This is a genomic window from Allobosea sp. NPDC055353, assembly GCF_053644975.1.
In genome coordinates this window covers 812224-839211 of sequence record NZ_JBSHMC010000002.1, presented here as the reverse complement: position 1 = coordinate 839211, position 26988 = coordinate 812224, and the positions used below count along the sequence as shown (strand labels likewise).

Annotated in this window: 27 protein-coding genes and 1 other RNA gene; 10 read left to right on the top strand and 18 right to left on the bottom strand. The window is 67.5% G+C overall.

Going from position 1 to position 26988, the window contains the following annotated elements; genetic code table 11:
• The first annotated feature begins 29 nt into the window (after positions 1–29).
• Complete coding sequence (locus ACWIEX_RS17370) at positions 30–830, top strand: aldolase (protein ID WP_454034238.1); 801 nt, start codon at positions 30–32, stop codon at positions 828–830.
• 143 nt (positions 831–973) lie between these two features.
• Complete coding sequence (locus tag ACWIEX_RS17365; RefSeq protein ID WP_454034237.1) at positions 974–3838, top strand: autotransporter domain-containing protein; 2865 nt, start codon at positions 974–976, stop codon at positions 3836–3838.
• A gap of 76 nt (positions 3839–3914) precedes the next feature.
• On the opposite strand, the gene tolB is transcribed toward ACWIEX_RS17365, so the two are convergent.
• The 4 genes from tolB to tolQ are packed head-to-tail and all read right to left on the bottom strand — an operon-like array spanning position 3915 to position 7664.
• Positions 3915–5252 (bottom strand): Tol-Pal system beta propeller repeat protein TolB, encoded by a 1338-nt coding sequence (tolB, locus tag ACWIEX_RS17360; RefSeq protein WP_454034236.1) that lies wholly within the window; start codon positions 5250–5252, stop codon positions 3915–3917.
• A 5-nt stretch (positions 5253–5257) separates the two neighbouring features.
• Positions 5258–6466: a cell envelope integrity protein TolA gene (tolA, locus tag ACWIEX_RS17355; protein ID WP_454034235.1), complete on the bottom strand. Its 1209-nt coding sequence runs from the start codon at positions 6464–6466 to the stop codon at positions 5258–5260.
• Between the two features lie 26 nt (positions 6467–6492).
• The gene (locus tag ACWIEX_RS17350) at positions 6493–6942 is read right to left on the bottom strand and encodes an ExbD/TolR family protein (RefSeq protein ID WP_061969840.1); all 450 of its coding nucleotides are present in this window, start codon (positions 6940–6942) and stop codon (positions 6493–6495) included.
• Between the two features lie 11 nt (positions 6943–6953).
• Complete coding sequence (gene tolQ / locus ACWIEX_RS17345; RefSeq protein ID WP_061969839.1) at positions 6954–7664, bottom strand: protein TolQ; 711 nt, start codon at positions 7662–7664, stop codon at positions 6954–6956.
• Between the two features lie 427 nt (positions 7665–8091).
• Between tolQ and ACWIEX_RS17340 the strand changes: the two genes are divergently transcribed.
• A complete protein-coding gene (locus ACWIEX_RS17340; protein ID WP_454034234.1) occupies positions 8092–9027 on the top strand; it encodes a hypothetical protein in 936 nt (311 codons plus the stop codon).
• A gap of 71 nt (positions 9028–9098) precedes the next feature.
• On the opposite strand, the gene ACWIEX_RS17335 is transcribed toward ACWIEX_RS17340, so the two are convergent.
• The 3 genes from ACWIEX_RS17335 to ybgC form a co-directional block, all read right to left on the bottom strand.
• Positions 9099–9557: a DUF2852 domain-containing protein gene (locus ACWIEX_RS17335; RefSeq protein WP_454034233.1), complete on the bottom strand. Its 459-nt coding sequence runs from the start codon at positions 9555–9557 to the stop codon at positions 9099–9101.
• A gap of 95 nt (positions 9558–9652) precedes the next feature.
• Positions 9653–10309 (bottom strand): TetR/AcrR family transcriptional regulator, encoded by a 657-nt coding sequence (locus ACWIEX_RS17330; protein ID WP_454034232.1) that lies wholly within the window; start codon positions 10307–10309, stop codon positions 9653–9655.
• Between the two features lie 50 nt (positions 10310–10359).
• A complete protein-coding gene (gene ybgC / locus ACWIEX_RS17325) occupies positions 10360–10764 on the bottom strand; it encodes a tol-pal system-associated acyl-CoA thioesterase (protein ID WP_454034231.1) in 405 nt (134 codons plus the stop codon).
• Between the two features lie 125 nt (positions 10765–10889).
• Between ybgC and ACWIEX_RS17320 the strand changes: the two genes are divergently transcribed.
• The gene (locus ACWIEX_RS17320; protein ID WP_454034230.1) at positions 10890–11402 is read left to right on the top strand and encodes a hypothetical protein; all 513 of its coding nucleotides are present in this window, start codon (positions 10890–10892) and stop codon (positions 11400–11402) included.
• Between the two features lie 24 nt (positions 11403–11426).
• Here the strand turns inward: ACWIEX_RS17320 and ACWIEX_RS17315 are convergent, their stop codons facing one another.
• The 6 genes from ACWIEX_RS17315 to ruvC form a co-directional block, all read right to left on the bottom strand.
• On the bottom strand, positions 11427–11960 hold the full coding sequence (locus ACWIEX_RS17315) for a DUF3828 domain-containing protein (protein ID WP_454034229.1): 534 nt from the start codon (positions 11958–11960) through the stop codon (positions 11427–11429).
• A gap of 89 nt (positions 11961–12049) precedes the next feature.
• Positions 12050–13102: a Holliday junction branch migration DNA helicase RuvB gene (gene ruvB, locus ACWIEX_RS17310; protein WP_454034228.1), complete on the bottom strand. Its 1053-nt coding sequence runs from the start codon at positions 13100–13102 to the stop codon at positions 12050–12052.
• Positions 13099–13614: a hypothetical protein gene (locus ACWIEX_RS17305; protein ID WP_454034227.1), complete on the bottom strand. Its 516-nt coding sequence runs from the start codon at positions 13612–13614 to the stop codon at positions 13099–13101. Before ACWIEX_RS17305 ends, ruvB begins: the two co-directional genes overlap by 4 nt.
• A complete protein-coding gene (locus tag ACWIEX_RS17300) occupies positions 13611–14102 on the bottom strand; it encodes a GNAT family N-acetyltransferase (protein ID WP_454034226.1) in 492 nt (163 codons plus the stop codon). The genes ACWIEX_RS17305 and ACWIEX_RS17300 overlap by 4 nt, the downstream gene beginning before the upstream one ends.
• A complete protein-coding gene (gene ruvA, locus ACWIEX_RS17295) occupies positions 14099–14716 on the bottom strand; it encodes a Holliday junction branch migration protein RuvA (RefSeq protein ID WP_454034225.1) in 618 nt (205 codons plus the stop codon). Before ruvA ends, ACWIEX_RS17300 begins: the two co-directional genes overlap by 4 nt.
• A gap of 169 nt (positions 14717–14885) precedes the next feature.
• On the bottom strand, positions 14886–15398 hold the full coding sequence (ruvC, locus tag ACWIEX_RS17290; protein WP_454034224.1) for a crossover junction endodeoxyribonuclease RuvC: 513 nt from the start codon (positions 15396–15398) through the stop codon (positions 14886–14888).
• A 169-nt stretch (positions 15399–15567) separates the two neighbouring features.
• Here ruvC and ACWIEX_RS17285 point away from each other — a divergent pair, with 169 nt between their 5' ends.
• Positions 15568–16341, top strand: coding sequence for a TSUP family transporter (locus ACWIEX_RS17285; RefSeq protein WP_454034223.1), 774 nt, complete (start codon positions 15568–15570; stop codon positions 16339–16341).
• 214 nt (positions 16342–16555) lie between these two features.
• Here the strand turns inward: ACWIEX_RS17285 and ACWIEX_RS17280 are convergent, their stop codons facing one another.
• From ACWIEX_RS17280 to ssrS, 4 genes are all read right to left on the bottom strand, one after another.
• Positions 16556–17302, bottom strand: coding sequence for a YebC/PmpR family DNA-binding transcriptional regulator (locus tag ACWIEX_RS17280; RefSeq protein WP_454034222.1), 747 nt, complete (start codon positions 17300–17302; stop codon positions 16556–16558).
• A 101-nt stretch (positions 17303–17403) separates the two neighbouring features.
• A complete protein-coding gene (locus ACWIEX_RS17275; protein WP_454034221.1) occupies positions 17404–18228 on the bottom strand; it encodes a TIGR00282 family metallophosphoesterase in 825 nt (274 codons plus the stop codon).
• A 55-nt stretch (positions 18229–18283) separates the two neighbouring features.
• Positions 18284–18871, bottom strand: coding sequence for a 5-formyltetrahydrofolate cyclo-ligase (locus ACWIEX_RS17270; RefSeq protein ID WP_454034220.1), 588 nt, complete (start codon positions 18869–18871; stop codon positions 18284–18286).
• An 8-nt stretch (positions 18872–18879) separates the two neighbouring features.
• Positions 18880–19036: non-coding RNA, 6S RNA (gene ssrS, locus ACWIEX_RS17265), on the bottom strand.
• Between the two features lie 164 nt (positions 19037–19200).
• Between ssrS and ybgF the strand changes: the two genes are divergently transcribed.
• The 4 genes from ybgF to glmM all read left to right on the top strand — a co-directional run bounded on the left by ybgF (position 19201) and on the right by glmM (position 24898).
• The gene (gene ybgF, locus ACWIEX_RS17260; protein WP_454034219.1) at positions 19201–20145 is read left to right on the top strand and encodes a tol-pal system protein YbgF; all 945 of its coding nucleotides are present in this window, start codon (positions 19201–19203) and stop codon (positions 20143–20145) included.
• A 71-nt stretch (positions 20146–20216) separates the two neighbouring features.
• On the top strand, positions 20217–21197 hold the full coding sequence (gene tilS / locus ACWIEX_RS17255) for a tRNA lysidine(34) synthetase TilS (protein WP_454034218.1): 981 nt from the start codon (positions 20217–20219) through the stop codon (positions 21195–21197).
• A 111-nt stretch (positions 21198–21308) separates the two neighbouring features.
• Complete coding sequence (ftsH, locus tag ACWIEX_RS17250) at positions 21309–23234, top strand: ATP-dependent zinc metalloprotease FtsH (RefSeq protein ID WP_454034217.1); 1926 nt, start codon at positions 21309–21311, stop codon at positions 23232–23234.
• A 320-nt stretch (positions 23235–23554) separates the two neighbouring features.
• Positions 23555–24898 (top strand): phosphoglucosamine mutase, encoded by a 1344-nt coding sequence (glmM, locus tag ACWIEX_RS17245; RefSeq protein WP_454034216.1) that lies wholly within the window; start codon positions 23555–23557, stop codon positions 24896–24898.
• Between the two features lie 152 nt (positions 24899–25050).
• Here glmM and ACWIEX_RS17240 read toward each other — a convergent pair whose 3' ends face one another.
• Entirely contained in the window at positions 25051–25818 is a 768-nt protein-coding gene (locus ACWIEX_RS17240; RefSeq protein WP_454034215.1) for an SDR family oxidoreductase, read from the bottom strand.
• A 130-nt stretch (positions 25819–25948) separates the two neighbouring features.
• Between ACWIEX_RS17240 and ACWIEX_RS17235 the strand changes: the two genes are divergently transcribed.
• Complete coding sequence (locus ACWIEX_RS17235; protein WP_265055946.1) at positions 25949–26986, top strand: L-idonate 5-dehydrogenase; 1038 nt, start codon at positions 25949–25951, stop codon at positions 26984–26986.
• Positions 26987–26988: the final 2 nt, after the last annotated feature.

Below are 26988 nucleotides of genomic sequence, written 5' to 3'. Positions count from 1 at the left end.
CCGCCTTCCAGTCCCGACCGGAGATCGCGATGGCTCATTCCCTCAAGTCCGGCGCTGCAAGCGTGACGCCTCTTCGTGGTCCGAACCAGCCCGACCTCGATTCCGATATCGTCTGGGAGGCGCGCCGCGATCTTGCCGCGACGTTCCGGATGGCGGCGCGCTACGGCTTCGAGGAGGGCATCTGTAACCATTTCTCGGCGCTGGTGCCGGGCTATGACGACCTCTTCATCGTCAATCCCTATGGCTGGGCCTTCCGGGAACTGACCGCCTCGAAGCTGCTGATCTGCGACTTCCACGGCCAAGTCGTCTCAGGTGAGGGGCAGCCGGAGGCGACCGCCTTCTACATCCACGCCCGGGTCCACAAGAACGTCCCGCGCGCCAAGGTCGCCTTCCACACGCATATGCCGTACGCGACGGCGCTTTCGATGACCGAGGGCGATCCGCTGATCTTCGCCGGCCAGACGGCGCTGAAATTCTACGGCCGCACCGTCGTCGACCGTGACTATAACGGGCTGGCTCTGGACGAGCGCGAGGGCGACCGCATCGCGGCTGCGGTCGGCGATGCCGATATCGTCTTCATGAAGCATCACGGCGTCATGGTGCTCGGGCCGACCATCGCCGAGGCCTGGGACGATCTCTATTACCTGGAGCGGGCCTGCGAGGCGCAGGCGCTGGCGCTGGCGACGGGGCGCGAGGTCAAGCCGGTGAAGCCCGAGATCGCGGAGGCCGCCTATCGCCAGATGCGCGAGGGCGATCCGGAATCCGCGCGCCTGCACCTCGCCTCGATCCGCCGGCAGCTCGACGCGGAGGAGCCGGTCTACCGCGACTGAGCCAGCCGCGTCGCCCAAAGCAAAAGCCGCCCGCGCTGCCGTGAAATGCGGCGGCATTGTGTTGACGGCCGGAAGAGGGCGGAGAAAACTCGGTCAGGGCGGATACCGAACCCGCCGCTGCGATTCTCTTCCCGAGGTCTGCCTTGCTGTTCCTGCCTAAGTCTACCGTCGCGGCCCTGATGCTGACGACGGCCCTGACCAGTTCGGCCGTCGCGCAGTCCGGCGGCTTGCTGACCGATCCCGCGACCTGGCGCACGCCCGAATACAAGGCGCAGTGGGGGCTCGACGACATCAAAGCCGCGCAGGCCTACGCCCGCGGCGTCGACGGCACCGGCGTCTCGGTCGGCGTGATCGATTCCGGCATCTTCGCTCAGCATCCGGAATTCATCGGTCGCTACGGCGGAGGCTACGACTATCTGACCGAAACAGCGCAGGCGATCGATCGCAGCAACCACGGCACCGGGGTTGCGTCCGTCATCGCTGCCAACCGTGACGGCAAGGGCATGCACGGCGTGGCGCCCGGCGCCACCCTCATCGTAGCGGGAGCAGACGACAGTCAAGGGTTATTCATCGATGGTGCGTTCGCGGCGAGAGCCTATGCCGATCTGCAGGCGCGCGGCGTGCGTATCATCAATAACAGCTACGGCGATGACCGCCCGATTACGGAATTCACTCGGAACAGCTACCTGTCTGAGGATGCGTCAAGCGTTTCTGTCTATCGGCGCGCTGTCGCTGCAGGAATTCTCAGCATCTGGGGCACGGCCAATCAGGCCCTGGACCAACCGAGCGCCCAAGCCGGCTTACCCCACCTCTTCCCGGAGCTCGAGCGCGGCTGGCTGGCGGTCATGGCGGTCGGTCCCGGCTATATCCCGGACTACACCAATCTCTGCGGCGTCGCGAAGACCTGGTGTCTTGGGGCGCCAGGCGGCGGTCCGGGCTGGGAATGGGACGCGAGCCTAGGCGATTTCGTCTGGATGGGCGTGGATGATGGCATCCTGGTCGCCAAGTCGGGCGGTGGCTATGAAAAGACACTGGGCACCTCCTTCGCAGCGCCCCATGTTACGGGCGCCGCGGCGCTGGTCTGGCAGATGTTCCCGTTCTTCAGCGCCGACCAGGTCCGCCAGACCCTGCTCGGCACGGCCCGCGATCTCGGCGCGCCGGGCGTCGATGATGTCTTCGGTTACGGGCTGCTCGATGTCGGCAGGGCCGTCGCGGGGCCGGGGCGTTTCGACTGGGGCGATTTCGTCGTCGAGCAGCCGGGCGGCATCGCCTTCTTCGAGAATGACATCGTCGGGGCGGGCGGGCTGGTCAAGCGGGGCGCCGGCGAGCTCGTGTTGACCGGGCACAGCGCCTATGCCGGCGCCACCCGGGTCGAAGGCGGCTTCCTCTCGATCATGGGCAGCATTGCTTCGCCGACCCGTGTCGCACCGGCCGGCGTGCTGGCCGGGACCGGCCTGATCATCGGCGATGTCGGCAATGCCGGCACGGTCTGGGCCGGCGATGCGCGCGGCGTCGGCACGCTGACGATCAACGGCAACTATGTCCAGCAGCCCGGCGGCGTGCTGATGCAGCAGGTCTCCGCTGCCGGCGGGCTGAACCGGCTCGACGTCAGCGGCACAGCGAGCCTTGCCGGGCAGGTCGCGATGGGCGGCGAGCCCGAGTTGCTGCCGCGCGAAATGACCATGCCGGTGCTTACCGCCGGCCAGGGGCTGATCGGCCGGTTCGACGGTGTCGCGGGGCCGTTCGGCGACGGCTCGGCACCCTTCATCCGGGCGACCCTGCGCTATCAGCCGAATGCGGCGCATCTCGACATCCGCACCGCGCCCTTCGACACGCCCGGGGTCTGCGCCTCGGCCAATCAATGCGCGGCTGCGGCCGGGCTCGAGCGCGGCCTGGCGGGAGCAAGCTCCGATCTGCGCGGCGTCGCCTTGCTGCTGCAGGCGGCGGGCACGCGTGAAGGAGCCCGGCAGGCGCTCGCCAGCCTCTCCGGCGAAAGCCTTGCCGGCCTGGGCACGCAGGCGCTCGGCGGCTTCGCGCCCTTCGGCGGCATGATCGGCCAGCGGTTAAGCGCCCTGCGCAACGGCCAGGCCGCGCCGACGAGCGCAGGCCCGGCGATGGCCTATGCCTCGAGCGGAAGCCCGGCGGTGGCGATGCGGCTTCCGGCGGCGTCCGCGCCGGCGAATGTGGCGTGGCTGCGCGGCTATGGCCTGTCCGGCAGGCTCGGCGGCGACCTCAACGCCGGCAGGGGTGACTATAGCGGCGGCGGCGTCATCGGCGGCGTCGACCGGCAGATCACCCCGTCCTTCCTGGCCGGTTTCAGCGTCGGCTTCGGCAGGACCGAGACGGATTTCCGGAATTTTTCCGGCAAGGGCGCGATCACGGCCCATGAAGCCGCACTCTATGGCAGCTATGGCCGGGGCAATCTCCGCCTCGACGGGATTCTCGGCTATGCGCGTCTGGGCTTCGAGAACCAGCGCAGCATCGATTTCGGCGGGCTCTCGCGGCAGGCCAGGGCCGATTATGACGGCGATCGCTTCACCGCCGCGCTGGAGGCCGGCTACGGCTTCGATCTCGGCTGGGGAACGGTCGAGCCGCTGGCCGGGCTGCGCTACACCTATCTGCGCCAGGACGGCTTCACCGAGAGCGGCGCGGACGGCATCGGTTTGACCCTTGGCGGCCAGACGGCGCAGAGCCTGCTGGGCAGCGTCGGTCTCAAGCTGGCGAAGACGTTCGATCTCGGCGGCAGCCAGGTCGCACTCGAAGCGCGCGCCCTGTGGCAGCACGAGTTCCTCGACACCGGCATGGTGCTCGATGCCGCCTTCGCAGGGGCGCCCGCCGCGACCTTCGCCGTGCGGGGCGCCGAAATGGGGCGCGACAGCGCCGTGCTCGGCCTCGGTGTCTCGGCTCGGGCAGCCGATAAGCTGACGCTGTTCGCAGGCTATGACGTGCGGCTCAACGCGGATGCGACGAGCCATGCCGTGACGGCCGGGCTGCGCGCCTCCTGGTGAGCCACGGGACGCCAGCAGGAAAAAGGCCGCCTGACGGACCGGCCTTTCCCCTCAGCGGGCGAGGTCGCTTTTCGCCTCAGCGCCCGCCGCTGAGCAGCGGTGACCAGGTCGGGTCGGAGGCGAAGGCGGGGGTCGGCACGGGCACTTCGACGCGGCCGGTGATGTCGACCATATAGAGTTTGCCGCCGGACTGCCCGCCGGGATCGCGGAAGAACATCAGGTACTGGCCGTTCGGCGCCCAGTTCGGGGCCTCGTTGTGGAAGCCCTCGGTCAGGATGCGCTCGCCCGAGCCGTCCGGCCGCATCACGCCGATGGCGAAGCCGCCGCCGCCCTGGCGGGTGAAGGCGATGAGATCGCCGCGCGGCGACCAGGAAGGCTGCGAGTAGCGGCCCTGGCCGAAGGAGATGCGCTGGCCCTCGCCGCCGCCGGCCGGCATCACATAAAGCTGCTGCTGGCCGCCGCGGTCGCTCTCGAAGACGATGCGGGAGCCGTCGGGCGCATAGGAGGGCGAGGTGTCGATCGCCGCCGTCGAGGTCAGGCGCTGCGTCGTGCGCGAGCCGATGTCGATGGCGTAGAGATTGGCGTTGCCGCCCTGCTGCAGCGAGAGCACCACGCGCTGGCCGTTCGGCGCGAAACGCGGGCTGGAGCTCATGTCCGGGAAGTTGCCGACGATCTGGCGCTGGCCGGTCTCGATATTGAGCACCTGTACGCGCGGCTGCTCGCCCTGGCGCTGCGACATGAAGGCGACGTCCTGCGAGACCGGCGAATAGCGCGGTGTCACCACCGAGACGTCGCCATTGGTCAGGTAGCGCACATTGGCGCCGTCCTGGTCCATGATCGCGAGGCGCTTGCGGCGGGTCTCCTTCGGCCCGGATTCGTCGACAAAGACGACGCGGGTATCGAAGAAGCCGCCGAGCCCGGTGATCTTCGAGTAGATCGCGTCCGAGATGATGTGACCGACGCGGCGGTTGTTGCTCGGGTCGGTGAAATATTGCTGGCCATCGGTCTGGGTGCCGGTGGCGACGTCCCAGAGCCGGAACTCGGCGCGGATGCGGCCGGCCTCGCGGGAGACGCGGCCGGTGACGAGGGCCTGCACGCCGGCTGCCTGCCAGGCCTGGAACTGCGGCGCCGCGTCGAAGGGCGGGTTCTTCTCGGGATGGCGGCTCTTGTCGATGGGGGTGAAGTAGCCGCAGCGCTTCAGGTTGTTGGCGATCACGCCCGAGACGAGCACGCCGCCTTCGCCGCCGAAATCGGCGATGGCGATCGGCATCGGCTGGAAGGCGCCGCCGGTCAGGTTGATGATGAGCTCGGCCTTGGCCGCGGTGGGCAGCAGCAGCGCTGCGCCGGCGGTGGCAAGGAGACGGCGGCGGGTGGGCGCAGCCGCGAGACGGGGAAGGGGGGTGCGGTCGATCATCGGGGTCACATGACGTCCCTGGCGTCGAAATTGACGACGACATCACGCCAGTCGTCGTAATAGGAGGCGAATTGAGCCGGGATGCGCAACGGCGCGCAGCGGCGGGTGGCGGTCAGCGCCGAATCGGCGGCGACCCGGAAGAGCGGATCGGCGGACGAATTGATCACGCCGGGCTGGCCGATGAGCGAGCCGTCGGTGTTGAGCTTCATCCGCACGGAAGGCACGACATTGCTGCCGCCACGGGCGTTGGCGAGCGCGATCGGCACGTTCCAGCATTTCAGGAGCTGATCCTGGATGATGCCGATGAGCTGGGCCCTGAGCGAGGGGCTGAGCTTCTGCGAAGACCCGCGCTCGGTGCCGAGCGAGGCCGTGCGGTTGATCTGCGGCGCCGAAGAGCCGGAGGATTGCGCCTTCTCCTTGGACTGGAGCAGCTTGGCGATGTCGCTGGCGTTGAAGTTCTTGGCGATCTCCGCCTCCTTCTTCGCCTTGGCCTCCGCTTCCTGTTTCGCCTTCGCCGCGGCGGCGATCTTCGCCTTCTGCTCGGCCTCCGCCTTTGCCTTGGCGGCCGCTTCCGCCTTTTCCTTCGCAGCCTTGTCGGCTTCCGCCTTGGCGAGTGCCTCGGCCTTGGCCTTGGCATCGGCGGCGCGCTTGGCAGCCTGGGCGTCGGCTTCCGCCTTGGCCTTGGCGGTGGCCTTCGCCTCCTCTTCGGCCTGTTTCGCCTTCGAGGCGAGTTCGGCCTCCTCGGCGAGCTTGGCCTGTTCCTCGCGCTTCTGCTCGGCCTCGCGGGCGGCGGCAGCCTCGCTCTTCTGCGGCGGCTGCTGGGCGGGCTCGGGCGGCTTGGTCTCGGGCTTGGGCTGCTCGGCCGGGCGGGCCGGCGGCGGCGGCGTCGAGGCGTTGTTCTCGGCGGTCTTCAGTTCGACCGGGCGCGAGGGCGGGGCAGGCGTATCGGTCTTGGCCTCGCCGGCTTCCTTGCGCTCGACCATCTCGGACTGGCGCTCGGCGCGCGGGGTGGGCTGGGCCTGGACCTTCTCGGCGCTGCGCTCGCCACGCGTCACCTGGTTGAGGGCACTGGGATCGATGACCTCGACGGCGATCGCCTCCTCGTTCTCCGGCAGCGGCGTCGGCGACGAGAACGCCAGCAGCCCCGCGACGAGGAACGTCACGTGGCCGAGCGCCGACACCAGCATGCCAGGTTCGGAGGTCGAAAGCTTCACGCCCTGAACATCCCTACTCTAGACTCTCAGCGGCTCGCCGGCTCGGTGACGAGCGCGACCCGCTTGAAGCCGGCGGCGGTGATGGTCGACATCACCGAGGCGACTCGGCCGTAATCGACCAGCTTGTCGCCACGAACATAGACGCGCTCGTCGAAGCCCTGCTTGGCCAGGCCCTGGAGCTTGGCGACGAGATCAGGCTCGAGCGTCGGCTCGTCCTGCAGGAAGATCTGGCCCTTGCTGTCGATGGCGATGGTCAAGGGCTTCTGGTCGACATTGATCGGCTTGGCGCCGGTCTGCGGCAGGTCGAGCGGGACGCCGGTCGCGATCAGCGGGGCTGCGACCATGAAGATGATGAGCAACACCAGCATGACGTCGATGAACGGCGTCATGTTGATCTCGGCGATGGCGCCGTGGCGGCGTCCGCGTCGGCCCCGGCGACCGGAGCCCTTTGCGCCTGAAGCGGCTGACATACCCATCGATCAGGCCCTCACGCGGCCATGCGTTCGTCGATCTGCCGCGACAGGATCGCGGAGAACTCGTCGGCGAAGGCTTCGAGACGGCCCTGGGCCTTGGCGACCTCGGCCTGGAGCTTGTTGTAGGCCATCAGCGCGGGAATGGCGGCGAAGAGGCCGATCGCCGTGGCGAAGAGCGCCTCGGCGATGCCGGGCGCGACGACGGCGAGCGAGGAATTCTTGGAGACCGCGATGGCGGTGAACGAGGTCATGATGCCCCAGACCGTGCCGAACAGGCCGATGAAGGGCGCTGCCGAGGCGATGGTCGAGAGCACGAGCAGCTTCGATTCGAGCCGCTCGGTCTCGCGCTGGATGGTGACGTCGAGCACCTTGTCGATGCGCTGGGAAAGGCTGGCGACCGAGCGCCCGCCATTCTCGAAGGAGCGCTTCCATTCGCGCATCGCCGCGACGAAGACGGCGGCCATGTCGTTGACCGGTTTGCCGGCGAGGTCGCGATAGAGCTCCTCGAGCGAGCGACCGGACCAGAACACCTCCTCGAAGGCGTCCATGTCCTTGCGGGTGCGCCGATAGAGCAGGGTCTTGTCGACGATGATCGACCAGCACCAGACCGAGGCGCCGATCAGGCCCATCATGACCAGCTTGACGACGATGTGTGCGTGCCAGAACAGCGTCCAGAACGACATGTCGATCTGCGGCGCGGCCTGCGCGACGTCGGCGGGGTTCATCCTGTCATCCTTCTCACCCAGGCGGTGCGCCGATGCTGGACGCCTTAAGACTCCAGCCCCGGTCCAAACCCCGCCGCTTGCGTCGCGGGAGCCCCACGCCGCCGCCCGATCCGCGATCCGGGGAAATGCCGTACCCCTCCAATCGCGCGTGAATCCGGCGAAAGATGGGCCGAAACGGGGTTTCCCACGGAACGCATGCTCCAGACCGAGTTAAGCATCCGGCAAGGTTAATGTCGGGTATACGCCGGACCGGGAGGGGTGCGGAGTTTCGGGAAGCCGGCTATTCGTCGCCTGGCTAGCCATGCTCGAAACGCAGTGAGTCCGGGGGCCGCGCACTGGAGGCAGGCCGCGAAAACAGAACGCTTGACAGAAATTTTCAATTTGCAGATCTGTGCGGGCCTTCAAGACAGGAAGGCCAATAAAGATCATGAATTATTTTCCGTATGTGGGCTCTGGGCCGTATTGTTACGCCAATTCATTTTCGATGATGTTCGGAGAGGCATCCCTGTCTCCTGCCGTCATTGAATTCGCGACGGGAAGTCCTTTCGGCATGCAATTGCATGGCGGGGCGATGCCATTCTTCGATCCCTATGGCTGGACGCCGGAAGCGGGTTTCGAGGACGCGCTGGCGGCCATGGGCTGGACCTCCGTCGTCACGAGGGGCGGTAGCGAGGAAGAGGCACTCGCCCGGCTGACGGAAGCTTTTGCTGTGGGACCGGTCTGGATCGGGCCGGTCGAAATGGGCCATCTGCATCATCAGCCCGGCATGCGCGGGGCGATCGGTGCCGATCATTATGTCGTCGCGCTCGCGCTGCGCGACGGGATGATCGAGATGCACGATCCGCAGGGCTATCCGCATGCGACGCTGCCGCTCGCCGATTTCATGGCGGCGTGGCGCGGCGAGACGGTGGATTACGGCGAGCCCTTCACGATGCGGACGGGATTCCGCCGCGTCGAGATCGTGCCGGAGGAGGAGGCGATCCGGCGGGCGCTTCCAGCGGGCATTCGCTGGCTCGCCATGGACCGCGACCTGCAGCCACCGGCGGGGACCCTCGGGAACGAAACTGCGGTGCTCGCGCTGGCGGAACGGATCGCTGCCGGCTGCGACGACGACCTCCGGGGCCATCTCATCCATTTCGCGGTGCGTGTCGGCGCGCGCCGGGCCGCCGATGCCGCGCGTTGCCTGACGCGGATCGGGCTCGATATCGCTGCAGGGGTCATGGGGCGCCAGGCGCAATTGATCGGCGCCCTGCAATATCCGCTGGTCGCCCGGGATGACGCAGCGGCGGCGGCTCATTTGAGGGCGCTGGCGCCGACCTATCGCGAATTGCTTGCGGTGCTGGAGCCCGCCGTCGTTTCATAGCGCGGCGATCGCCAGACAAGAAAAAGCCCGCCCCGGTGAGGGGCGGGCTTGTCCTGATCGAAACCGACGGGTCAGGCCGCGTCGGGCTGGGCCGGGGTGTTGGCCGGCGGGTTGTTGCGGCGCTCGGTCATGAACTGATCGAACTCGGCCTTGTCGCGGGCCATGCGCAGGCGGCCCAGGAAGTCGTGGAACTCGCGCTGCTCGTCCTCGAGGCGGCGGATCGTCTCCGCGCGATACTCGTCGAAGGCGCGGTTGCCGCTGGACGGGCCGCCGCGGCCCCAGCCGCCGAAGCCGCCGCCAAAGCCGCCTTCGCGGCCGGTCATGCGCTCGCGCAGGCGGTCCATCTTGCCCTGAAGGCGGCTCATCCGGTGCTCGTACCGGTCTCCGGCATATCCACAACCCATGCGTCCACTCCAGAAAAGAAAGGCCAGGGTCGCCAGACCCAGGGGCCAGAAGAGGATGAAGCCGAGAACCGCGAAGGCGATCCAGGCTCCCTTTCCATATTCGTCCAGTTTCTCGACGATCGGCATTGCTCCCTCACCATCCATGAACGTGAATGTAAATCACATTTACATAGATGCGCCCGACCCTGCCGCTTGTCAAGAACGCGGCTCGCAAAAATGAATCAGTCGGGCTTCGAAGGGCTGTTGCGGCCGATGCCGAGGCCCTGAAGATAGATCAGCGTGCCGGCCTCCAGCAGGTCGGCAGCCGTCATCGGGAGCGGGCGGCGGCCGCCATCGGCGCGGCCGAACAGGGCGGCGATGCCATGCGACATCGCCCAGATATGCAGGGCCATCATCAGGGCAGGCGGGCGCTTGCCCTGCGGGAGCTGCGCGATCAGGGCCTCGGACGCCTGGCGCAGGCAGGCGAAGGCGCTGTCGGCGGCGGCCCGCAGCTCGGCGCTGGCATCCAGCGGCACGCCGGCCTCGAACATTGCCGAGTAGTAGGCGGGCTCGTCATGGGCGAAGGCGAGATAGGCGCGGCCGAGCCGGTGGAACGCGGTTTCGGGATCGGGCCGGCCCTGGTCCCAGGCGCGCGACAAAGCCGCCTCGAAGGCCTGGAAGCCGCGGGCCGCGACATCGGCCAGGAGTTCATCCCGGTCGCGGAAATGGCGATAGGGCGCGGCCGGGCTGACGCCGGCCATGCGCGCGGCCTCGGCGAAGGTGAAGCCGTTCGGCCCCTTCTCCCGGATCAGCCCAAGCGCGGCCCGCACCAGCTCCTCCTTGAGGTTGCCGTGGTGATAGCCGCGGGGTGTCTCGGGGCGGTCGCGCTTCCAGCTCATGTAAGGAGCGCTAACATGAGCACAGGCGCCGCGTCGACTGTTGCGCGCGCTCAGTCGTCGAGCATCAACCGTTTGCGCAAGCCATCCGGGATGCGCCGGGCCCGGCCGCCGCCGACGCAGGCGACCATGACCTGTGCGGAAATCAGCACATCCTCGCCGCGCAGCACGCGCTGTTCGAGGTCCATGGTGGCGCCGCGCGCCGCGATCGAGCGGGTCTCGACGGTCAGCAGATCGTCCATCACGGCGGGGCGCAGGAAATCGATCGCCATCTTGCGCACGGCGAAGCCGAGCGCCGTTTCACCGTCGAAGAGCTCGCGCTGTTCGATGCCGAGCGCGCGGATCAGCTCGGTGCGACCGCGCTCCATGAAGCGCAGATAAGAAGCGTGATAGACGACGCCGGAAAAATCGGTGTCCTCGTAATAGACGCGGACATCAAGGCGATGGACCCTGCTCATGGCGCTCCGGAGCGGTTTCGAACGGCTGAGGCTGCCATAGACCAGGAGAGGCGGCTTCGGAAAGGCGGAACTGCTTTGCCGGAAGGGCGTTGCCCGTTGCGTGATCACAGCAAGGGAGACCTAACATGGCGCAATCCAGCAAAGCGACGGCACGGCTGCTCGACAAGGCCGAGGCCGATCTCGTCGCCCGCAGCCAGCGCGGCGCGATCGGGGCTCTCCCGGATGACGAATTGCGTGATCTCGCAACGAAGCTGCGGGAGCGTCGCGACAAGGCGCGCGACGGTGCGCGGCGACAGAAGCGCGAGATGCGGGGCAAGGCTGAGCCGAAAGGCGCCAAGCCGGCTGCCGATAATACCGGCACCAAGGCGAAGGCCGACGCACTGACCGCGGCGCTGAAGCGCATCGGTGCCGAGCGCACGCGGCGGGCGGAGAAGGCGAAGCTGCCGAGCCAGCGCAGCCTTGCGCGCAAGGCGCTCGCCCTCAAGCAACGCCAGCGGGTGGCGGAGCGGCCCGCCAACCGTACCGCCGGCAAGGGCATGCGCTCAGTAGAGAATCCCAAGGCGGCGAAGTCCGGCGCATTGAACGATGCCGGGGCGCGCCCCGCGATGATGCGCTCGAAGATCGCGCGACAGTCGTAGCCCGACAGCAGGCCCTGCAGGTGCTCAGCGCTTGCAGGGCCTGCCCATGAAGGAGCCGCAATCATAGGGCTTCGACAGCTCGTCGCGGACCGAATAGTCCTTGCCTTCGAAGCGGTTGACGATGTCGTCGATGCGCCAGCCGCCGCCTTCCTCGATCATGCGGAAGCGCACCGTGACCGGCTGCCTGAAGCTGCGGAAGGCGGCGCTCACCAGCGCCCGGCCGTTCGCGGGCCTTTCGATCACGGTGACCTTGAGGTTCTTTACCTCGCCATCCTGGCCGTTGATGAAGGGATCGGCGCCGATATGGCCGATCTCGCCGGCCTCGTCCTGATAGAGATCGTCGCGGGCGAAGAGAGCGGCGAGGCCCTTGCTCATCAGTCTGTCGCGATGCGGCGGGCGCCAGGGCGGCTCGCCCGAGGCGGCCAGCGTCTTGACGGTGGCGACATAGGCATCCTTCACCGGCCCATCCGGGGTGGTGTCGGCGGCGAAGGCACTGTCGGCGGCGGCCAGCAGGCCGAGAGCCAGAACGGCCGATGCGGCGAAGCGAGAGGCGGACATGCGCGGACTCCGAAAGCGATCGATCCGATGCGATCAAGCGCGAAGGACGCAAGGCCTGCGTCCTTCATATGCGGGAGGATAGCCCGGTCCTACTCGCTGTCCTCATCGCTCCCGAACAGCCCGAACTGCGCCGTCTCGCGCGAGGGTTCGGGCATGCCGAGATGGCGGAAGGCGTGCGGCGTCAGCAGGCGTCCGCGCGGGGTGCGTTGGATGAAGCCCTGCTGGAGCAGGAAGGGCTCGATGATCTCCTCGATCGCGTCGCGCGGCTCGGAGAGCGAGGCGGCGATGGTCTCGATCCCGACCGGGCCGCCGCCGAAATTGATCGCGACGGTGGTGAGGTAGCGCCGGTCCATCTGGTCGAGGCCGATCGCGTCGACATCGAGCAGGGAGAGCGCCTTGTCGGCGACCTTGCGGGTGACGATCGGATCGCCATCGACGATGGCGAAGTCTCGGACGCGGCGCAGCAGGCGCCCGGCGATGCGCGGCGTGCCGCGGGAGCGCTTGGCGATCTCGTTGGCGCCGTCGTCGGACATCGGCACGCCGAGCACGCGGGCGCCGCGGGCGACGATGCCCTGTAACTCCTCGACCGTGTAGAATTGCAGGCGGATCGGGATGCCGAAGCGGTCGCGCAGCGGCGTGGTCAGCAGGCCGGCGCGCGTGGTGGCGCCGACGAGGGTGAACTTCGGCAGGTCGATCTTGACCGAGCGGGCGGCCGGGCCTTCGCCGATGATCAGGTCGAGCTGGTAATCCTCCATCGCCGGATAGAGGATTTCCTCGACGGCCGGGTTGAGGCGGTGGATCTCGTCGATGAAGAGCACGTCGCGCTCTTCGAGATTGGTGAGTTGGGCGGCGAGGTCGCCGGCCTTGGCGATGACCGGGCCCGAGGTCGAGCGGAAATTGACGCCGAGCTCGCGCGACACGATCTGCGCCAGCGTCGTCTTGCCGAGGCCGGGCGGGCCGACGAAGAGGACATGGTCGAGCGCGTCGCCACGGCTCTTGGCGGCGTTGATGAAGACCTGGAGATTGGCGCGCGCCGCCGCCTGGCCGGTGAAATCGGCGAGCGAGAGCGGCCGCAGCGAGGTTTCGCTGTCGTCGTCGCGGCGTTCGGCCGTCATCAGGCCGGAGCGCTTGGGGTCGCTCATTGCAATGCTTCCGAACTTGCTGCGGTGGAGCGATCGCTCCATCTGCGGAGGCTGCGGGTGAGCCGTGTCAACAGACCTCCGGTGAGGCCGCTCACGCAGATTGCGAGAGGGCCTGTCCATGCCAGAGGAAGGCGAGAGCCTTCCTGGACACCCGTGATTCGGGAAAAAGCGAGGGTCATGGCGGTTGCTACGGCAAAGCCCAGTGCGGTCAGCGCATGCTCATTACGGACATATCTCGATATCATCGCGACAACGGCGCCAGTCGTGAACATCAGCGGGCCTATCACAGCAAAGGCGATGACAAGATAAGCGGTCCCTAGCAGCTGAACGGCTTTCGCGGCCTGACCCACGGCTGGGAAAAAACCGACGCGCGGAATCGACATGACTTCCGAAAGTAAGAGATAGCCGAGGAAAGCCACAACTGGTCCGCATAAGGCAAAAAACAGAGCGTGGAAGAGAGCCTTTTCCAATGTGTAGGTCCATCTTGGATACGTTCTGCGCGCTTCGCTCACAGCGCGATCTCCAGCTCGATGGCGTCGTGGATCGGAATGTCCTTGTACCCCGTCTTGATGATGCCAGGCACGACCGAGCGATAGGCGTCGATCGCCTCGAGATAAAGCCCCGAAAGGCGGAAGCCGCGGCGCTGGTAGAAGGTCATGCCCGGCATGTTGTCATTGGTCAGCATGGCCTTGAGCTTCTTGGCGCCGGCCTTGCGTGCCGCGAAGATGACGGCGTCGAGCATCCGGATGGCGACGCCTTCGCCCGGCTTCAGCGAGTGGAGCGCGCAGAGATAGGCGCTGTCGCCCCGCACCGTCCAGCTCGCCAGCGCGGCGGTCTTGCCCGCGCTGTCGAACAGGCCGAGCGCATCGATCTCGGCGACGTCGTAGACATGCAGGCCGATCATCATGCTGTGCGAGCCCCAGCTCGCCAGCATGATGCGGCAGAGCTCGGTCTTGTCGGTGACGACGCGCAATTGAAGCTCGTCGGTCGCTTGGCTCACTTCGCCAGTTCCTTCAGGCCCAGCTTGATGAGCTGGGCGGTGCCGGCACCATCGCCGGCGGCCTTGGCGGCAGCCGCCACGGCGGCTACAGCCTGCGCCTGAGGATAGCCGAGATTGGCGAGCGCGGACACGGCGTCGGCGATCGGCTGCGGCAGTTTCCTGTCCTCCAGTGCGCCGGCGAGCTGCACGACGCCCGGATCGATATGGCCGAAGGCCGGGGCCTTGTCCTTGAGCTCGGCGCAGAGGCGTTGCGCGAGCTTGGGACCGACCCCGGGGGCGCGCGCGATCGCCGCCTTGTCGTTGGTGGCGATGGCGGTGGCGAGCCCGCCCGGATCGAGAGTCGAGAGGATCGCGAGCGCAACCTTGGCGCCGACGCCCTGCACGACCTGCATCAGGCGGAACCAGTCGCGCTCGACATCGGACATGAAGCCGTAGAGGCGGATCGCATCCTCGCGGACATGGGTTTCGATCGAGAGCGCGGCGGCCTCGCCCGGCTGGGGCAGGCGCTGGAGCGTGCGCGCCGAACACTGCACGACATAGCCGACGCCCTGCACGTCGATGATGACATGGTCCTCGCCATAGGAATCGATCAGGCCCTTGAGCTTGCCGATCATTGATTTTCTCCGCCGCCTGTCATCCCGGGCGACCGCAGGGAGACCCGGGATCCATTCCGGAGCATGTCTCGGTGAGGTTCCGGAATGGATCCCGGATCTTCGCTGCGCTCCGTCCGGGATGACCCGCGCGAGGGAGTGTCGCGAAAAATGTCTCTCGGCAGCATGAGGCTCATGATGCCTTCATCTGCGCGACCAGTGCCCTCATGCCGCGATGCTGGGCATGGCAGATCGCGACGGCGAGTGCATCCGCCGCGTCGGCCGAGGAGGTCTCGGCCTTGGGCAGGAGCACGCGGATCATCGCCTGGACCTGTTTCTTGTCGGCATGGCCGACGCCGACCACCGTCTTCTTGACGAGGTTGGCGGCGTATTCCGCGACATCCAGCCCAGCGAGCGCCGGCACGACCAGCGCGATGCCGCGGGCCTGGCCGAGCTTCAGCGCCGATTGCGGGTCGCGGTTGATGAAGGTCTCTTCCACGGCGGCCTCGTGCGGGCGATGCGCGGCGAGGACCTTGTTCAGGCCTTCGTGCAATTGCCGCAGGCGCTGGCCGAGCGACAGGGCGCCGTCGCTCTCGATGCAGCCGCAGGCGACGAAGGAGAGCTTGCTGCCTTCGGAGACGACGATGCCCCAGCCGGTCTTCCGGAGGCCGGGATCGATGCCGAGGATGCGAATCGGGGGTGCCATGTCGGGTTCAACCTAGCGGATGTTTCGGATTTGTCCCGCGCCGAGACGGGAAGCGGGACGGAGCGGGATGAATTCCCCTGATCGATGGCATCAAAAAGGAAAGTTGTTCTTGCAGCCGACCGGCAGGCATGGTTCGCCGCATCTTTCTCCCTCAGCCGGTGCGATGTCCTTGACCCTGTCTTCCTTCATGCCGGGCCTCACGGCTGATGGCATCGCCGTCCTGCTGGCTGCAACGCTGCTCGGTGGGCTGGTGCGTGGCTTCACCGGCTTCGGCTTCGCGATGGTGTTCATGCCGCTGGCCTCGGTCATCCTCGGGCCGGTCGCGGCGCTCGGCCTGATCTGGTTCATCGACCTGCCCTTCGCGCTGCCGATCGCGGCACGCAGCGCCAAGACGGCGGAATGGCGCGAAATCCTGCCGCTGCTGCTGACCGCGACGCTCGCCCTGCCGGCCGGCATCTGGCTGCTGATCTGGCTCGATCGCGAGACGATGCGCTGGGTGCTCGCCCTGCTCGTGCTCAGTGCAGTGGGCCTGATGGCCTCGGGCTGGCGCTATCACGGGCGGCCGACGATCCCGCTTTCGCTCGGGGTCGGCGCGCTGTCGGGACTGTTCAACGGTATGGCCTCGATCGGGGGCATGCCGCTCGCGGTGTTCTGGCTGGGTGCGCAGCGCAACGACCGGCACAAGACGCGGGCCAACATGCAGGCCTTCTTCGGCGTCTCGACGCTGATCAGCGGCACGGTCCTGTGGTGGAAGGGCATCCTGACCGGTGGCGCCCTGATGATGGCGGTGCCGCTTTTCGCGATCTACGGCGTCGGGCTCTGGGCCGGCACGCATGGTTTCCGGCTGGCTTCGGAACAAACGTTCCGGCGCGGGGCCTATCTGGTGATCTTCCTGAGCGCGCTGGTCAGCCTGCCGCTCTGGGACGCGGTGATCGGGCGGTAGGCGGTGGTTCTTCCCTTCTCCCCTTGCGGGAGAAGGTGGCCCGAAGGGCCGGATGAGGGGTCGGGCGACGATTCCCGTCATTGCGAGGAGCGAAGCGACGAAGCAATCCAGGGGACGTAGAGCTTGACGGTCCCTGGATTGCTTCGCTGCACTCGCAATGACGGGAATCGTCGCCCGACCCCTCTCCCGCAAGGGGAGAGGGGGCAGGTCGTGCTCAGGCGCTGAGCTTGGCCATGATGTCGTCGGCGATCTCGAAATTGGCGAAGACGTTCTGGACGTCGTCGTCGTTGTCGAGCGCTTCCATCAATCGCATCATCGATGCCGCCTTCTCCTCGTCGAGCGGGGCCGTCGTCGTCGGGCGCCAGACGGGCTTCGCCGAGGCGGGAGCACCGAGTGCGGCTTCAAGCGCCTTGGAGACCTCGTTCAGGGCGTCGAAGGCGCAGAGGATGGTGTGGCCGTTCTCGTCCGAGATCACGTCGTCGGCGCCGGCCTCGATCGCCGCTTCCATCACCGTGTCGGCGTCGCCGGCGCCCAGTGGATAGCTGATCTCGCCGACGCGATTGAACATGAAGGACACGGAGTTGCTCTCGCCCAGCGCGCCGCCCGACTTGGTGAAGTAGGAGCGAACGGCGGAGGCCGTGCGGTTGCGGTTGTCGGTCAGCGCCTCGACGATGACGGCGGCGCCGCCCGGGCCATAGCCCTCGTAACGGACCTCGTCATAGTTGTCGCCTTCGCCGCCGGCGGCCTTGTTGATGGCGCGCTGGATGTTGTCCTTCGGCATGTTCTCGGCGCGCGCGGCAAGCACCGCCATGCGCAGGCGCGGGTTCATGTTGATGTCCGGCATGCCCAGCTTGGCGGCGACGGTGATTTCGCGGGCCAGTTTCGAGAACAGTTTTGAGCGCACGGCATCCTGCTTGCCCTTGCGATGCATGATGTTCTTGAACTGTGAATGGCCGGCCATGGGAGCTCGTTACCTTCAGAGGTTGCGGCGGAAATGCTGGAAGCCGGGCCTTATAGGCGCCGGCTCCGCCCGCGTGCAAGCGTTGCGCGCGCTGGAAAGCGTCAGGAAATCCAGGCTTCGGGCACGGCCTGGCTGAGATGCGGGCCGACGCGAACGGCCCAGACCGCCTTCGCCAGACCGGTGGCATCGTCGATATCGACGGCGACGCCGGAGAGCGTGCCTTCGCCGGTCGCCGGCTCGAGGCGGGCGCCCGGCACCTTCTGCAGGAAGCGGCGGATCGGCTCGTCCTTCTGCATGCCGAGCACGGAATCATAGTCGCCGCACATGCCGGCATCGGATTGATACGCGGTGCCGCCGGGCAGGATGCGCGTGTCCGAGGTCGGCGCATGGGTGTGCGTCCCGACGACGAGGCTGGCGCGGCCGTCGAGGAAATAGCCCATCGCCTGCTTCTCGCTGGTCGCCTCGGCATGGACGTCGACGATGACGGCGTCGGCGACTTCTCCCAGCGGGCAGGCGGAGAGCTCGCGCTCCATCGCGGCGAAGGGATCGTCGAGCGCGTCCATGAATAGCCGGCCCATGACGTTGACGACGAGGACGCGGGCGCCGTTGCGGGCTTCGATCACGGTGGCGCCGCGGCCGGGCGTGCCGGGCGGATAGTTCGCCGGGCGGATCAGGCGGTCCTGCCGGGTGATGAAGACGAGGGCCTCGCGCTGGTCCCAGGAATGGTTGCCGAGCGTGACGACATCGGCGCCGGCGGCGAGGATCTCGTCGCAGATCGCCTCGGTGATGCCGAAGCCGCCGGCGGAATTCTCGCCGTTGATGACGACGCAGTCGAGCTTCCACTCCTCTCGTAGGGCCGGCAGCCGCTCCTGAACCGCAATCCGGCCGGGGCGGCCGACGATGTCACCGAGGAAGAGAAGACGCATGAAACCGACCTGAAAACTGCGAAGACTTTCTCCCTCGCGCGAAGGCGCGCGGGAATCAACCGCAGCGAAGGGTTTCGCGCTCCGTCACGATCCAGTCGAGGCGGCGGTCATGCGGCTCGTCCGGCACCGCATCGATCTCCTGCGCGCCATAGCCGATGCCGATGCTGACGGTTGGGCCGAGTTCGGAGAGCGCCCGATCGTAATAGCCCTTGCCATAGCCGATGCGGTAGCCGCGCCGGTCGAAGGCGGCGAGCGGCACGAGCAGGATCGCGGGCCTCAGCTCCGGCTGGTCGGGGGCGGGGACGAGCGTGCCGAAGCCGCCGGGCACGATCGGCTCGTAGGGGGCCCAGCGCCGGAAGATCATGCGCCTGTCGACGATGGCTGGCAGGCAAAGCGGCAATCCGCGCTCATGCAGGGCTTCGAGGATCGGGCGGGGGTCGGCCTCCGAGCGCATCGGCCAATAGGCCGAAACCGGGCCGGCGCTTCCCTTCCAGACCGGAAGGTTCAGCACCCGCGCGGCGATCTCGGCATCCCATTCGAGCCGGTTGTCGAGATCGAGCGCGTCGCGGCGGGCGAGTGCATCCGTGCGGAGGGCGGCCTTGCGCGGGGAGGGCGGAGCGTGCGTGCCTGGCGTCATCGTCATGAAGATTGTGCGGAGCCACCTTGGCCGTGGAGTTTTGAATCCCGGGACACCTACAGAGTAGGTGGGCGCCGTGTGCCCGGTTCCAAGGGATCCGGGCAGGGACAGCTCCCTAGGGAGTCGTATGGGCCCGGGGAATGCTGTCTCGCACGCACCAGGCAGCCCCGCTCCGCTTATTTAGGGAAGCCGCCGGCAAAGCGCCAGTGGTTCTTTATGCGTTTGCGAATGGTGCGCCCTCCGGTCGCGCGGGCCGTGAAAGCGTTCATATTTTGGCCGCGGTGAGCTGATGGTATAGAGACAGCGTGCGACATGTACGGAAACCGGTTTCAGCGATGCTTCGTTCTCTCCTAGCCCGCCATCTCTCCAGCCCGGGGCTGGCCGCGTTGGCATTGTCCGCCGCGCTCGCCGGTGGCGCCGTGCCGGCCTCGGCACAGGATGCCGCCGATCTGCTGGTCCGCACCACGCGCCTCGAGAACCAGTTGCGCCAGATGTCCGGCCAGATCGAGCAGCTCCAGTTCGAGAACCGGCGCTTGTCCGAGCAGCTCCGCAAGTTCCAGGAAGACGTCGATTTCCGCCTGAACGAAAAGGGCGGCGGCGGGCGTCCGAACACGGCTGCGCCCGGCCCGACGGGGGCTCCTCCCGCAGGCCCCGCGCCGCAGCGGCATCGCCGCAGCGATGCCTTCGACCCGGCGACGCAGCAGGGCGCCGCCGGCGCGCCACAGCAGCTCGGCGGTGGCGGCGCGATCGCAGGCATCATCGAGGACGACTATGCCGGCGGCCCGGCTACGGGCCAGCCGCTCGACCTGCAGGGTGTCGGGCGCCCGGTGCCGCAAGGCGGGATGCCGCAGGACAGGCCGCGTGGTGCGAGCGTCGCTGCCGCGAGTGGCCCGCAGAGTGCCAAGGAGGCCTATGACCTCGCCTACGCCTCGCTCCGGCGCAAGGAATACGAGCAGGCCGAAATGGGTTTCCGCCAGTTCCTGCAGAGCTATCCGCGCGACCGGCAGGCGGTCGATGCAACCTATTGGCTCGGCGAGAGCTATCTGCAGCGCCAGCGCTATCGCGAGGCGGCCGAGCAGTTCCTGAAGATCTCCCGGGAATCGCCGAAGGCCGCCAAGGCGCCGGACAGCCTGCTCAAGCTCGGCATGTCGCTCAACGGGCTTGGCGCCAAGGAACAGGCCTGCGCTACCTATGCGAAGGTCGGCGTCGATTACCCCTCGGCCTCCAACGCCGTGCGCCAGGGCGTCGCACGCGAGCGCCGCCGCTCCGGCTGCGCTTGAGCGCGGCTGCTGACGCAAGCGGATTCGCGCCGGTCTCGCTCGCCGAGGCCGGCGCTGCTTTTGAAGGGCTGTTGCGTGAGACGGCCCTCCTCGTCGCCGTCTCCGGCGGTCCCGATTCGATCGCGTTGCTGGCGCTTCTCGCCGTCTGGGCGCAGGCCCCGGGCCGGCCGCCACTCCATGCCGCCACGGTCGATCACGGATTGCGCCCGGAATCGGCAGAAGAGGCCGCCGCGGTAGCGGCATTCTGCGCGACGCTCGGCATCGGCCATGCGACCCTGCGTTGGGAGGGGCTGAAGCCGGCCAGTGGCTTGCAGGCAGAGGCGCGGCGTGCCCGCTATGCCCTGCTGGCGAACGAGGCGAGGCGGCTCGGCGGCGCAACGCTGGTCACGGCCCATACGCTCGACGACCAGGCCGAGACGATGCTGATGCGTCTCGCCCATGGCTCCGGACCTTCGGGGCTCGCCGGGATGCGGGGGCGGAGCGAGGTCAATGGCGTTCCGCTCGTCCGGCCGCTGCTCGGTATCCCGAAGGCGCGGCTCGTTGCGACGGCTGATGGGCGGGGGCGGCCTTTCGTGCGCGATCCCAGCAATACCGACCGACGCTTCGAGCGCGTGCGCTGGCGGGAGACGATGCCGATCCTGGCGGAGCAGGGGCTGACGGCGGAGCGCCTGGGGCGACTGGCGGAACGGATCGCGCGGCTGGACGAAGCGGCTGCGCGGCGGGCTCGCGAGGTGCTGGCAGGGGCGACGCCTCCGAACGAAGGCGCGGACAATGGCCTGCGCCTGCGCTTTTCCACGCTGGCCGTCGAGCCGGAGGAAATCGTGCTGCGGGTCCTGGCGCTGGCGCTCGATGCGGTCGCGCCGGGTGGAGACGGCCATAGCCGCCTGGAACGGCTGGAGGCATGCGGGGCGGCCCTGACGGATGCGGCGCGCGCGGGCCTCCCACTACGGCGGACCTTGTCCGGCTGCGTTCTCTCGCTCGGCCGCGACGGCGTGCTGACGCTGCAACTGGAGCCGCCGCGCAGACGCGGCGTTCACCCTTCGGCGTCATAGTGCCGCCACGTCATTGCTTTCCCTTGGCAAGGGCGTGTGCGACACCTAAATTGGTAGTCGGGAAACTCTAGGCCTCATCCGGTTCTTCCGGGAGGCCCGATCGGACTGGGAATGAATCCGAATTTTCGTAATTTCGCCCTCTGGGTGGTGATCTTTCTGCTGGTCCTGGCGCTGGTCACCCTGTTCCAGAGTCCGAGCCAGCGCGCCAGCACCAATGAAATCCCTTACAGCCAGCTGATCAACGAGGCCGAGGCCGGGCGCGTGTCGAACGTCGTCGTCGCCGGCCAGGAGATTTCCGGCGCCTTCTCGGATGGTCGCAGCTTCGTGACCTATGCGCCCTATGGCGATCCGAACCTGCTGAAGACCATGGCCCAGAAGGGCGTGCAGGTCTCGGCCAAGGCGCCGTCGGAAGGCACGCCGTGGTTCATGGCGCTGCTGGTCAACTCGTTGCCCTTCGTCATCTTCATCGGCCTGTGGATCTTCATGTCCCGCCAGATGCAGAACGGCGCCGGCCGGGCGATGGGCTTCGGCAAGTCCAAGGCCAAGCTCCTGACCGAGGCCCATGGCCGCGTCACCTTCGAGGATGTCGCGGGCATCGACGAGGCCAAGGAAGACCTGCAGGAGATCGTCGAATTCCTGCGCGATCCGCAGAAATTCCAGCGGCTGGGCGGGCGCATCCCGCGCGGCGTGCTGCTCGTCGGCCCTCCCGGTACAGGCAAGACCCTGACGGCGCGTGCCGTCGCGGGTGAAGCGAATGTGCCCTTCTTCACCATTTCGGGCTCCGACTTCGTCGAGATGTTCGTCGGCGTCGGCGCGAGCCGCGTCCGCGACATGTTCGAGCAGGCCAAGAAGAACTCGCCCTGCATCATCTTCATCGACGAGATCGACGCGGTCGGCCGCCATCGCGGCGCCGGCCTCGGCGGCGGCAACGACGAGCGCGAGCAGACGCTGAACCAGCTCCTCGTCGAGATGGACGGCTTCGAGCCGAACGAGGGTGTCATCATCATCGCCGCGACCAACCGTCCCGACGTGCTCGATCCCGCGCTGCTGCGGCCGGGCCGTTTCGACCGGCAGATCGTCGTCCCGAACCCGGACGTCGCCGGCCGCGAGAAGATTCTGCGCGTGCATGTCCGCAAGGTTCCGATGGCGCCGGATGTCGACCTCAAGATCCTGGCCCGTGGCACACCCGGCTTCTCGGGCGCCGATCTGATGAACCTCGTCAACGAGGCGGCGCTGCTGGCGGCGCGGCGCGGCAAGCGCATGGTCACGCATGGCGAGTTCGAGGACGCCAAGGACAAGGTCATGATGGGCGCCGAGCGCAAATCCATGGCGATGTCCGAGGAAGAGAAGAAGCTGACCGCCTATCACGAGGCCGGCCACGCCATCGTCGGCCTCTATGTCCCGGCCGGTATCCCCGTCCACAAGGCGACGATCATCCCGCGCGGCCGTGCGCTCGGCATGGTCAAGTTCCTGCCGGAGGGCGACCGCTACTCGATGAAGTTCAAGGAGTTCACCTCGCAGCTCGCGGTCGCCATGGGCGGGCGCGTGGCGGAGGAAATGACCTTCGGCCGCGAGAACGTCACCTCGGGCGCCACCGGCGACATCCAGCAGGCGACCAAGATGGCCAAGGCCATGGTCACGCAGATGGGCTACTCGTCCGAACTCGGCATGGTCGCCTATGGCGACAATCAGGAAGAGGTCTTCCTGGGCATGTCGATGGGGCGCAGCCAGTCGGTCTCCGAGGCGACGGCGCAAAAGATCGACGCCGAGGTCAAGCGCCTCGTCGACGAGGGTTATGCCGACGCCAAGACCATCCTCACCGATCATCACGAGGAGTTCGTCGCGGTGGCCGAGGCGCTGCTCGAATTCGAGACGCTGACCGGCGAGGAGATCCGCGACCTGATCGCCGGCAAGCGCCCCGTGCGCGATGCCGACGACACGCCGCATGCGCCGCGCGGTTCAGCCGTCCCGAGCGCGGGCAAGGGCCGCAAGCGCGGCGAGCCGGATGCCGGCCTGGAGCCGCAGCCGCAGGCCTGAGGCGGAGTGGATGGACTACGAAGGGCGGCCGCGAGGCCGCCTTTTCGTTTGGGCTCGTGGTTCGTCCCCCGCGCCGTCATCCCGGACAAGCCGCGAAGCGGCGCCGATCCGGGATCCATTCCGGAGCGCTTTCGATCAAGGTTCCGGCATGGATCCCGGGTCTCCCTTCGGTCGCCCGGGATGACATTGTATTGGTGCGGCGTCGTGGAAGCTGCTGCCGATCCTGTCACGCTCCGTCACAATTTGTGAGAAGGCGGAAAGGTTTTTTGGCTATAGAACGCCGGAAACGGGCGCGATCCGCCCCATGGAACCGAATCACGATGACGCGCAAATATTTCGGAACGGACGGCATTCGCGGGCGGGCGAACGGCGTCATCACGCCGGACCTCGCCCTGAAGGTCGGCCAGGCGACGGGCCTCGCCTTCCGCCGCGGCGAACATCGCCACCGCGTCGTGATCGGCAAGGATACCCGCCTCTCCGGCTACATGATCGAATACGCCATGGTCGCAGGCTTCACCTCGGTCGGCATGGACGTGATGCTGCTCGGCCCGATACCGACGCCGGCGGTCGCGATGCTGGCCCGCTCGATGCGCGCCGATCTCGGCGTGATGATCTCCGCCTCGCACAACGCCTATGAGGATAACGGCATCAAGCTGTTCGGTCCCGACGGCTACAAGCTCAACGACGAGGTCGAGCGCGAGATCGAAGCGCTGATCGACGGCGACCTGACCTCCCGCCTCTCCGGTTCGCCGAAGCTTGGCCGCGCCAAGCGCATCGACAGCGCCGATGCGCGCTACGTCGAATTCGCCAAGCGCACCATGCCGCGCAATATGAGCCTCGAGGGGCTGCGCATCGTGCTCGATTGCGCCAATGGTGCCGGCTACAAGGTGGCGCCGGAAGCGCTCTGGGAGCTGGGTGCCGAGGTCATCGTCATCGGCAACGAGCCCGACGGCTTCAACATCAACCAGGATGTCGGCTCGACCCACCCCGCGACGCTGGTGGCGAAGGTCAAGGAATTGCGTGCCGATGTCGGCATTGCGCTCGACGGCGACGCCGACCGGGTGCTGGTGGTCGACGAGCAGGGGCACATCGTCGACGGCGACCAATTGATGGCCGTGATCGCCCGCTCCTGGCTGGAGGACGGCCGGCTCTCGGCGCCGGGCATCGTCGCGACGATCATGTCCAATCTCGGCCTGGAGCGCTATCTGGCGGGCCTGGGCCTGTCGCTGGCCCGGACCGCGGTTGGTGATCGCTATGTGCTGGAGCACATGCGCAATCACGGCTTCAATCTCGGCGGCGAGCAGTCCGGCCATATCATCCTTTCGGATTTCGGCACGACCGGCGACGGCCTCGTCGCTGCGTTGCAATTGCTCGCCGTGGTCAAGCGGATGGACAGGCCGGTCTCGGAGGTCTGCCACTGCTTCGAGCCTTTGCCGCAGATCCTCAAGAACGTGCGCTACAAGAAGGGGCGCCCGCTGGAGGAGAAGCAGGTGGTCAGTGCGATCGAGGCGGCGAAGCTGCTGCTCGGCGAGAGCGGCCGCCTGGTCATCCGTCCGTCCGGAACCGAACCGGTGATCCGTGTCATGGCCGAGGGCGACGACCGCGACCTGGTCGAGCGCGCGGTCGACGATGTCGTCGAGGCGGTGACGAAGGCTGCGGCCTGATTAGGCGCTGCCTTCTGGTTTAGCAAAAACGCGGGTCATCCCGGACAAGCGGCGAAGCCGCGCCGATCCGGGATCCATGCCTGAACCATTCCGGAATGGATCCCGGGTCTGCGCTTCGCTTCGCCCGGGATGACAAGCCCTGTCGAGCAGCCTCACACCACCGACGTCAGGCCGCCATCGACCATCAGCAGATGGCCGTTGACGTAGTCGCTCGCTTCCGAGGCAAGGAAGATCGCGGCGCCGGCCAATTCCTTCGTCTCGCCCCAGCGCCCGGCCGGCGTGCGGCTGCAGACCCAGTTCGAGAAGGCTTCATCCGCGATCAGCGCGGCGTTGATCTCGGTCGCGAAATAGCCGGGGCCGATGGCGTTAGCCTGGATGTTATGCTTGCCGAGCTCGGCGGCGAGGCCCCGCGTCATCATCTTCACCGCCCCCTTGGAGGCCGTGTAGGGGATGATGGTGGCGCGCCCGAGCTCGCTCATCACTGAGCCGATGCTGATGATCTTGCCGCGCTTGCGCGGCACCATGCGCTTCGTCACGGCCTGGGTGACGTAGAATACCGAATGCAGGTTGGTGTTGATCACCTCGTGCCAGCCCTCGACGGGGAATTCGGTGATCGGCGCGCGCTTCTGCATGCCGGCATTGTTGATCAGGATATCGATCGGGCCGATTTCGGCCTCGATCATGGCGACGCCGGCCTCGACCACTGCGTGGTCGGTGACGTCGAAGGGAGCGATGGAGGCCTTGCGACCGCCGGCCGTGAGCGCCTGCTGAGCCCGCTCCAGTTTCGTCTTGTCGCGGCCGTTCAGCACGACATGGGCGCCGGCATCCGACAGGCCTTCCGCCAGCGCGAGGCCGATGCCCTGGCCCGAGCCGGTGACGAGCGCGATCTTGCCGGCGAGACTGAACAGCGACAGCGACATGGCTTATCCTCGCAAAATGCCGGATGCGGCGATTTCGGTTTGCGCCCAGGGCGCGGCTTTGGGTAAGCAGGTTTCAATCGATTAGACAATGGTGCCGCGTGCTGCAGCGCGGCGAATTCGGGAGCGTCCCATGCGTGCCGTCGTCATCCATGCCGAGAAGGATCTGCGGGTCGAGCCGACGACCGCGCCCGAACTCGGGCCGCGCGACGTGCGCGTGCGGATCGAGGCCGGCGGCATCTGCGGCTCGGACCTGCATTACTACCTGCATGGCGGCTTCGGCACGATCCGCGTGCGCGAGCCGATGATCCTCGGCCATGAGATCGCCGGCCGGGTCGAGGCGATCGGCGGCGAGGTCTCGCGGGTGAAGCCGGGCGACCGGGTGGCCGTCAATCCGAGCCGCGCCTGCGGCCATTGCCGCTATTGCCAGATGGGTCTGCAGCAGCACTGCACCGACATGCTGTTCTACGGCTCGGCGATGCGCTTCCCGCATGTGCAGGGCGGCTTCCGCGACGTGCTCGTGGTCGAGGAGCGGCAGGCCGTGAAGGTGGCACCGCGCGTCACCGCTGCGGAAGCGGCTTTCGCCGAGCCGCTCTCGGTCTGCCTCCATGCCGCCAAGCGCGCCGGGCCGCTGCTCGGCAAGCGCGTGCTGGTGACGGGGGCGGGGCCGATTGGGGCGCTGACGATCCTCGCCGCCAAGGCGGCGGGCGCCTCCGAAATCGTCGCGACCGACGTCGTCGACGGGCCATTGCCGGTCGCCCGCAAGATGGGTGCGACCGCGACGGTCAATGTCGCCGCCGAGCCCGAGCGGCTCAAGGCGGAATACGGCGCGGAGAAGGGCGCCTTCGACGTGATGTTCGAGGCGTCCGGCAACCAGCATGCGCTGACGGGAGCCTTCGACGTGGTCAGGCCGGGCGGCGTCATCGTCCAGATCGGCGTCGGCGGCCAGTTCACGCTGCCGATGAACGTCGTCGTAGCCAAGGAATTCGACCTGCGCGGTTCCTTCCGCTTCCATGAGGAATTCGACTGGGCGGTAGCGATGATCGGCTCGGGCTCGATCGATCTCTCGCCGCTGCTGACCGCGTCGATTCCGGTCGACCGTGCGGTGGAGGCTTTCGATCTCGCTGCCGACAAGTCGAAAGCGATCAAGGTCCAGCTCGACTTCGCCTAAGC

What these genes read in the sequence shown, in the direction of transcription:
- ACWIEX_RS17370 (WP_454034238.1), top strand. Translation starts at nt 30, where the DNA reads ATGGCTCATTCCCTCAAGTCCGGCGCTGCAAGCGTGACGCCTCTTCGT.
- tolB (WP_454034236.1), bottom strand. Translation starts at nt 5,252, where the DNA reads ATGATCGACCGCACCCCCCTTCCCCGTCTCGCGGCTGCGCCCACCCGC.
- ACWIEX_RS17350 (WP_061969840.1), bottom strand. Translation starts at nt 6,942, where the DNA reads ATGGGTATGTCAGCCGCTTCAGGCGCAAAGGGCTCCGGTCGCCGGGGC.
- tolQ (WP_061969839.1), bottom strand. Translation starts at nt 7,664, where the DNA reads ATGAACCCCGCCGACGTCGCGCAGGCCGCGCCGCAGATCGACATGTCG.
- ACWIEX_RS17340 (WP_454034234.1), top strand. Translation starts at nt 8,092, where the DNA reads ATGAATTATTTTCCGTATGTGGGCTCTGGGCCGTATTGTTACGCCAAT.
- ACWIEX_RS17335 (WP_454034233.1), bottom strand. Translation starts at nt 9,557, where the DNA reads ATGCCGATCGTCGAGAAACTGGACGAATATGGAAAGGGAGCCTGGATC.
- ACWIEX_RS17330 (WP_454034232.1), bottom strand. Translation starts at nt 10,309, where the DNA reads ATGAGCTGGAAGCGCGACCGCCCCGAGACACCCCGCGGCTATCACCAC.
- ybgC (WP_454034231.1), bottom strand. Translation starts at nt 10,764, where the DNA reads ATGAGCAGGGTCCATCGCCTTGATGTCCGCGTCTATTACGAGGACACC.
- ACWIEX_RS17320 (WP_454034230.1), top strand. Translation starts at nt 10,890, where the DNA reads ATGGCGCAATCCAGCAAAGCGACGGCACGGCTGCTCGACAAGGCCGAG.
- ACWIEX_RS17315 (WP_454034229.1), bottom strand. Translation starts at nt 11,960, where the DNA reads ATGTCCGCCTCTCGCTTCGCCGCATCGGCCGTTCTGGCTCTCGGCCTG.
- ruvB (WP_454034228.1), bottom strand. Translation starts at nt 13,102, where the DNA reads ATGAGCGACCCCAAGCGCTCCGGCCTGATGACGGCCGAACGCCGCGAC.
- ruvA (WP_454034225.1), bottom strand. Translation starts at nt 14,716, where the DNA reads ATGATCGGCAAGCTCAAGGGCCTGATCGATTCCTATGGCGAGGACCAT.
- ruvC (WP_454034224.1), bottom strand. Translation starts at nt 15,398, where the DNA reads ATGGCACCCCCGATTCGCATCCTCGGCATCGATCCCGGCCTCCGGAAG.
- ACWIEX_RS17280 (WP_454034222.1), bottom strand. Translation starts at nt 17,302, where the DNA reads ATGGCCGGCCATTCACAGTTCAAGAACATCATGCATCGCAAGGGCAAG.
- ACWIEX_RS17275 (WP_454034221.1), bottom strand. Translation starts at nt 18,228, where the DNA reads ATGCGTCTTCTCTTCCTCGGTGACATCGTCGGCCGCCCCGGCCGGATT.
- ACWIEX_RS17270 (WP_454034220.1), bottom strand. Translation starts at nt 18,871, where the DNA reads ATGACGATGACGCCAGGCACGCACGCTCCGCCCTCCCCGCGCAAGGCC.
- ybgF (WP_454034219.1), top strand. Translation starts at nt 19,201, where the DNA reads ATGCTTCGTTCTCTCCTAGCCCGCCATCTCTCCAGCCCGGGGCTGGCC.
- ftsH (WP_454034217.1), top strand. Translation starts at nt 21,309, where the DNA reads ATGAATCCGAATTTTCGTAATTTCGCCCTCTGGGTGGTGATCTTTCTG.
- glmM (WP_454034216.1), top strand. Translation starts at nt 23,555, where the DNA reads ATGACGCGCAAATATTTCGGAACGGACGGCATTCGCGGGCGGGCGAAC.
- ACWIEX_RS17240 (WP_454034215.1), bottom strand. Translation starts at nt 25,818, where the DNA reads ATGTCGCTGTCGCTGTTCAGTCTCGCCGGCAAGATCGCGCTCGTCACC.
- ACWIEX_RS17235 (WP_265055946.1), top strand. Translation starts at nt 25,949, where the DNA reads ATGCGTGCCGTCGTCATCCATGCCGAGAAGGATCTGCGGGTCGAGCCG.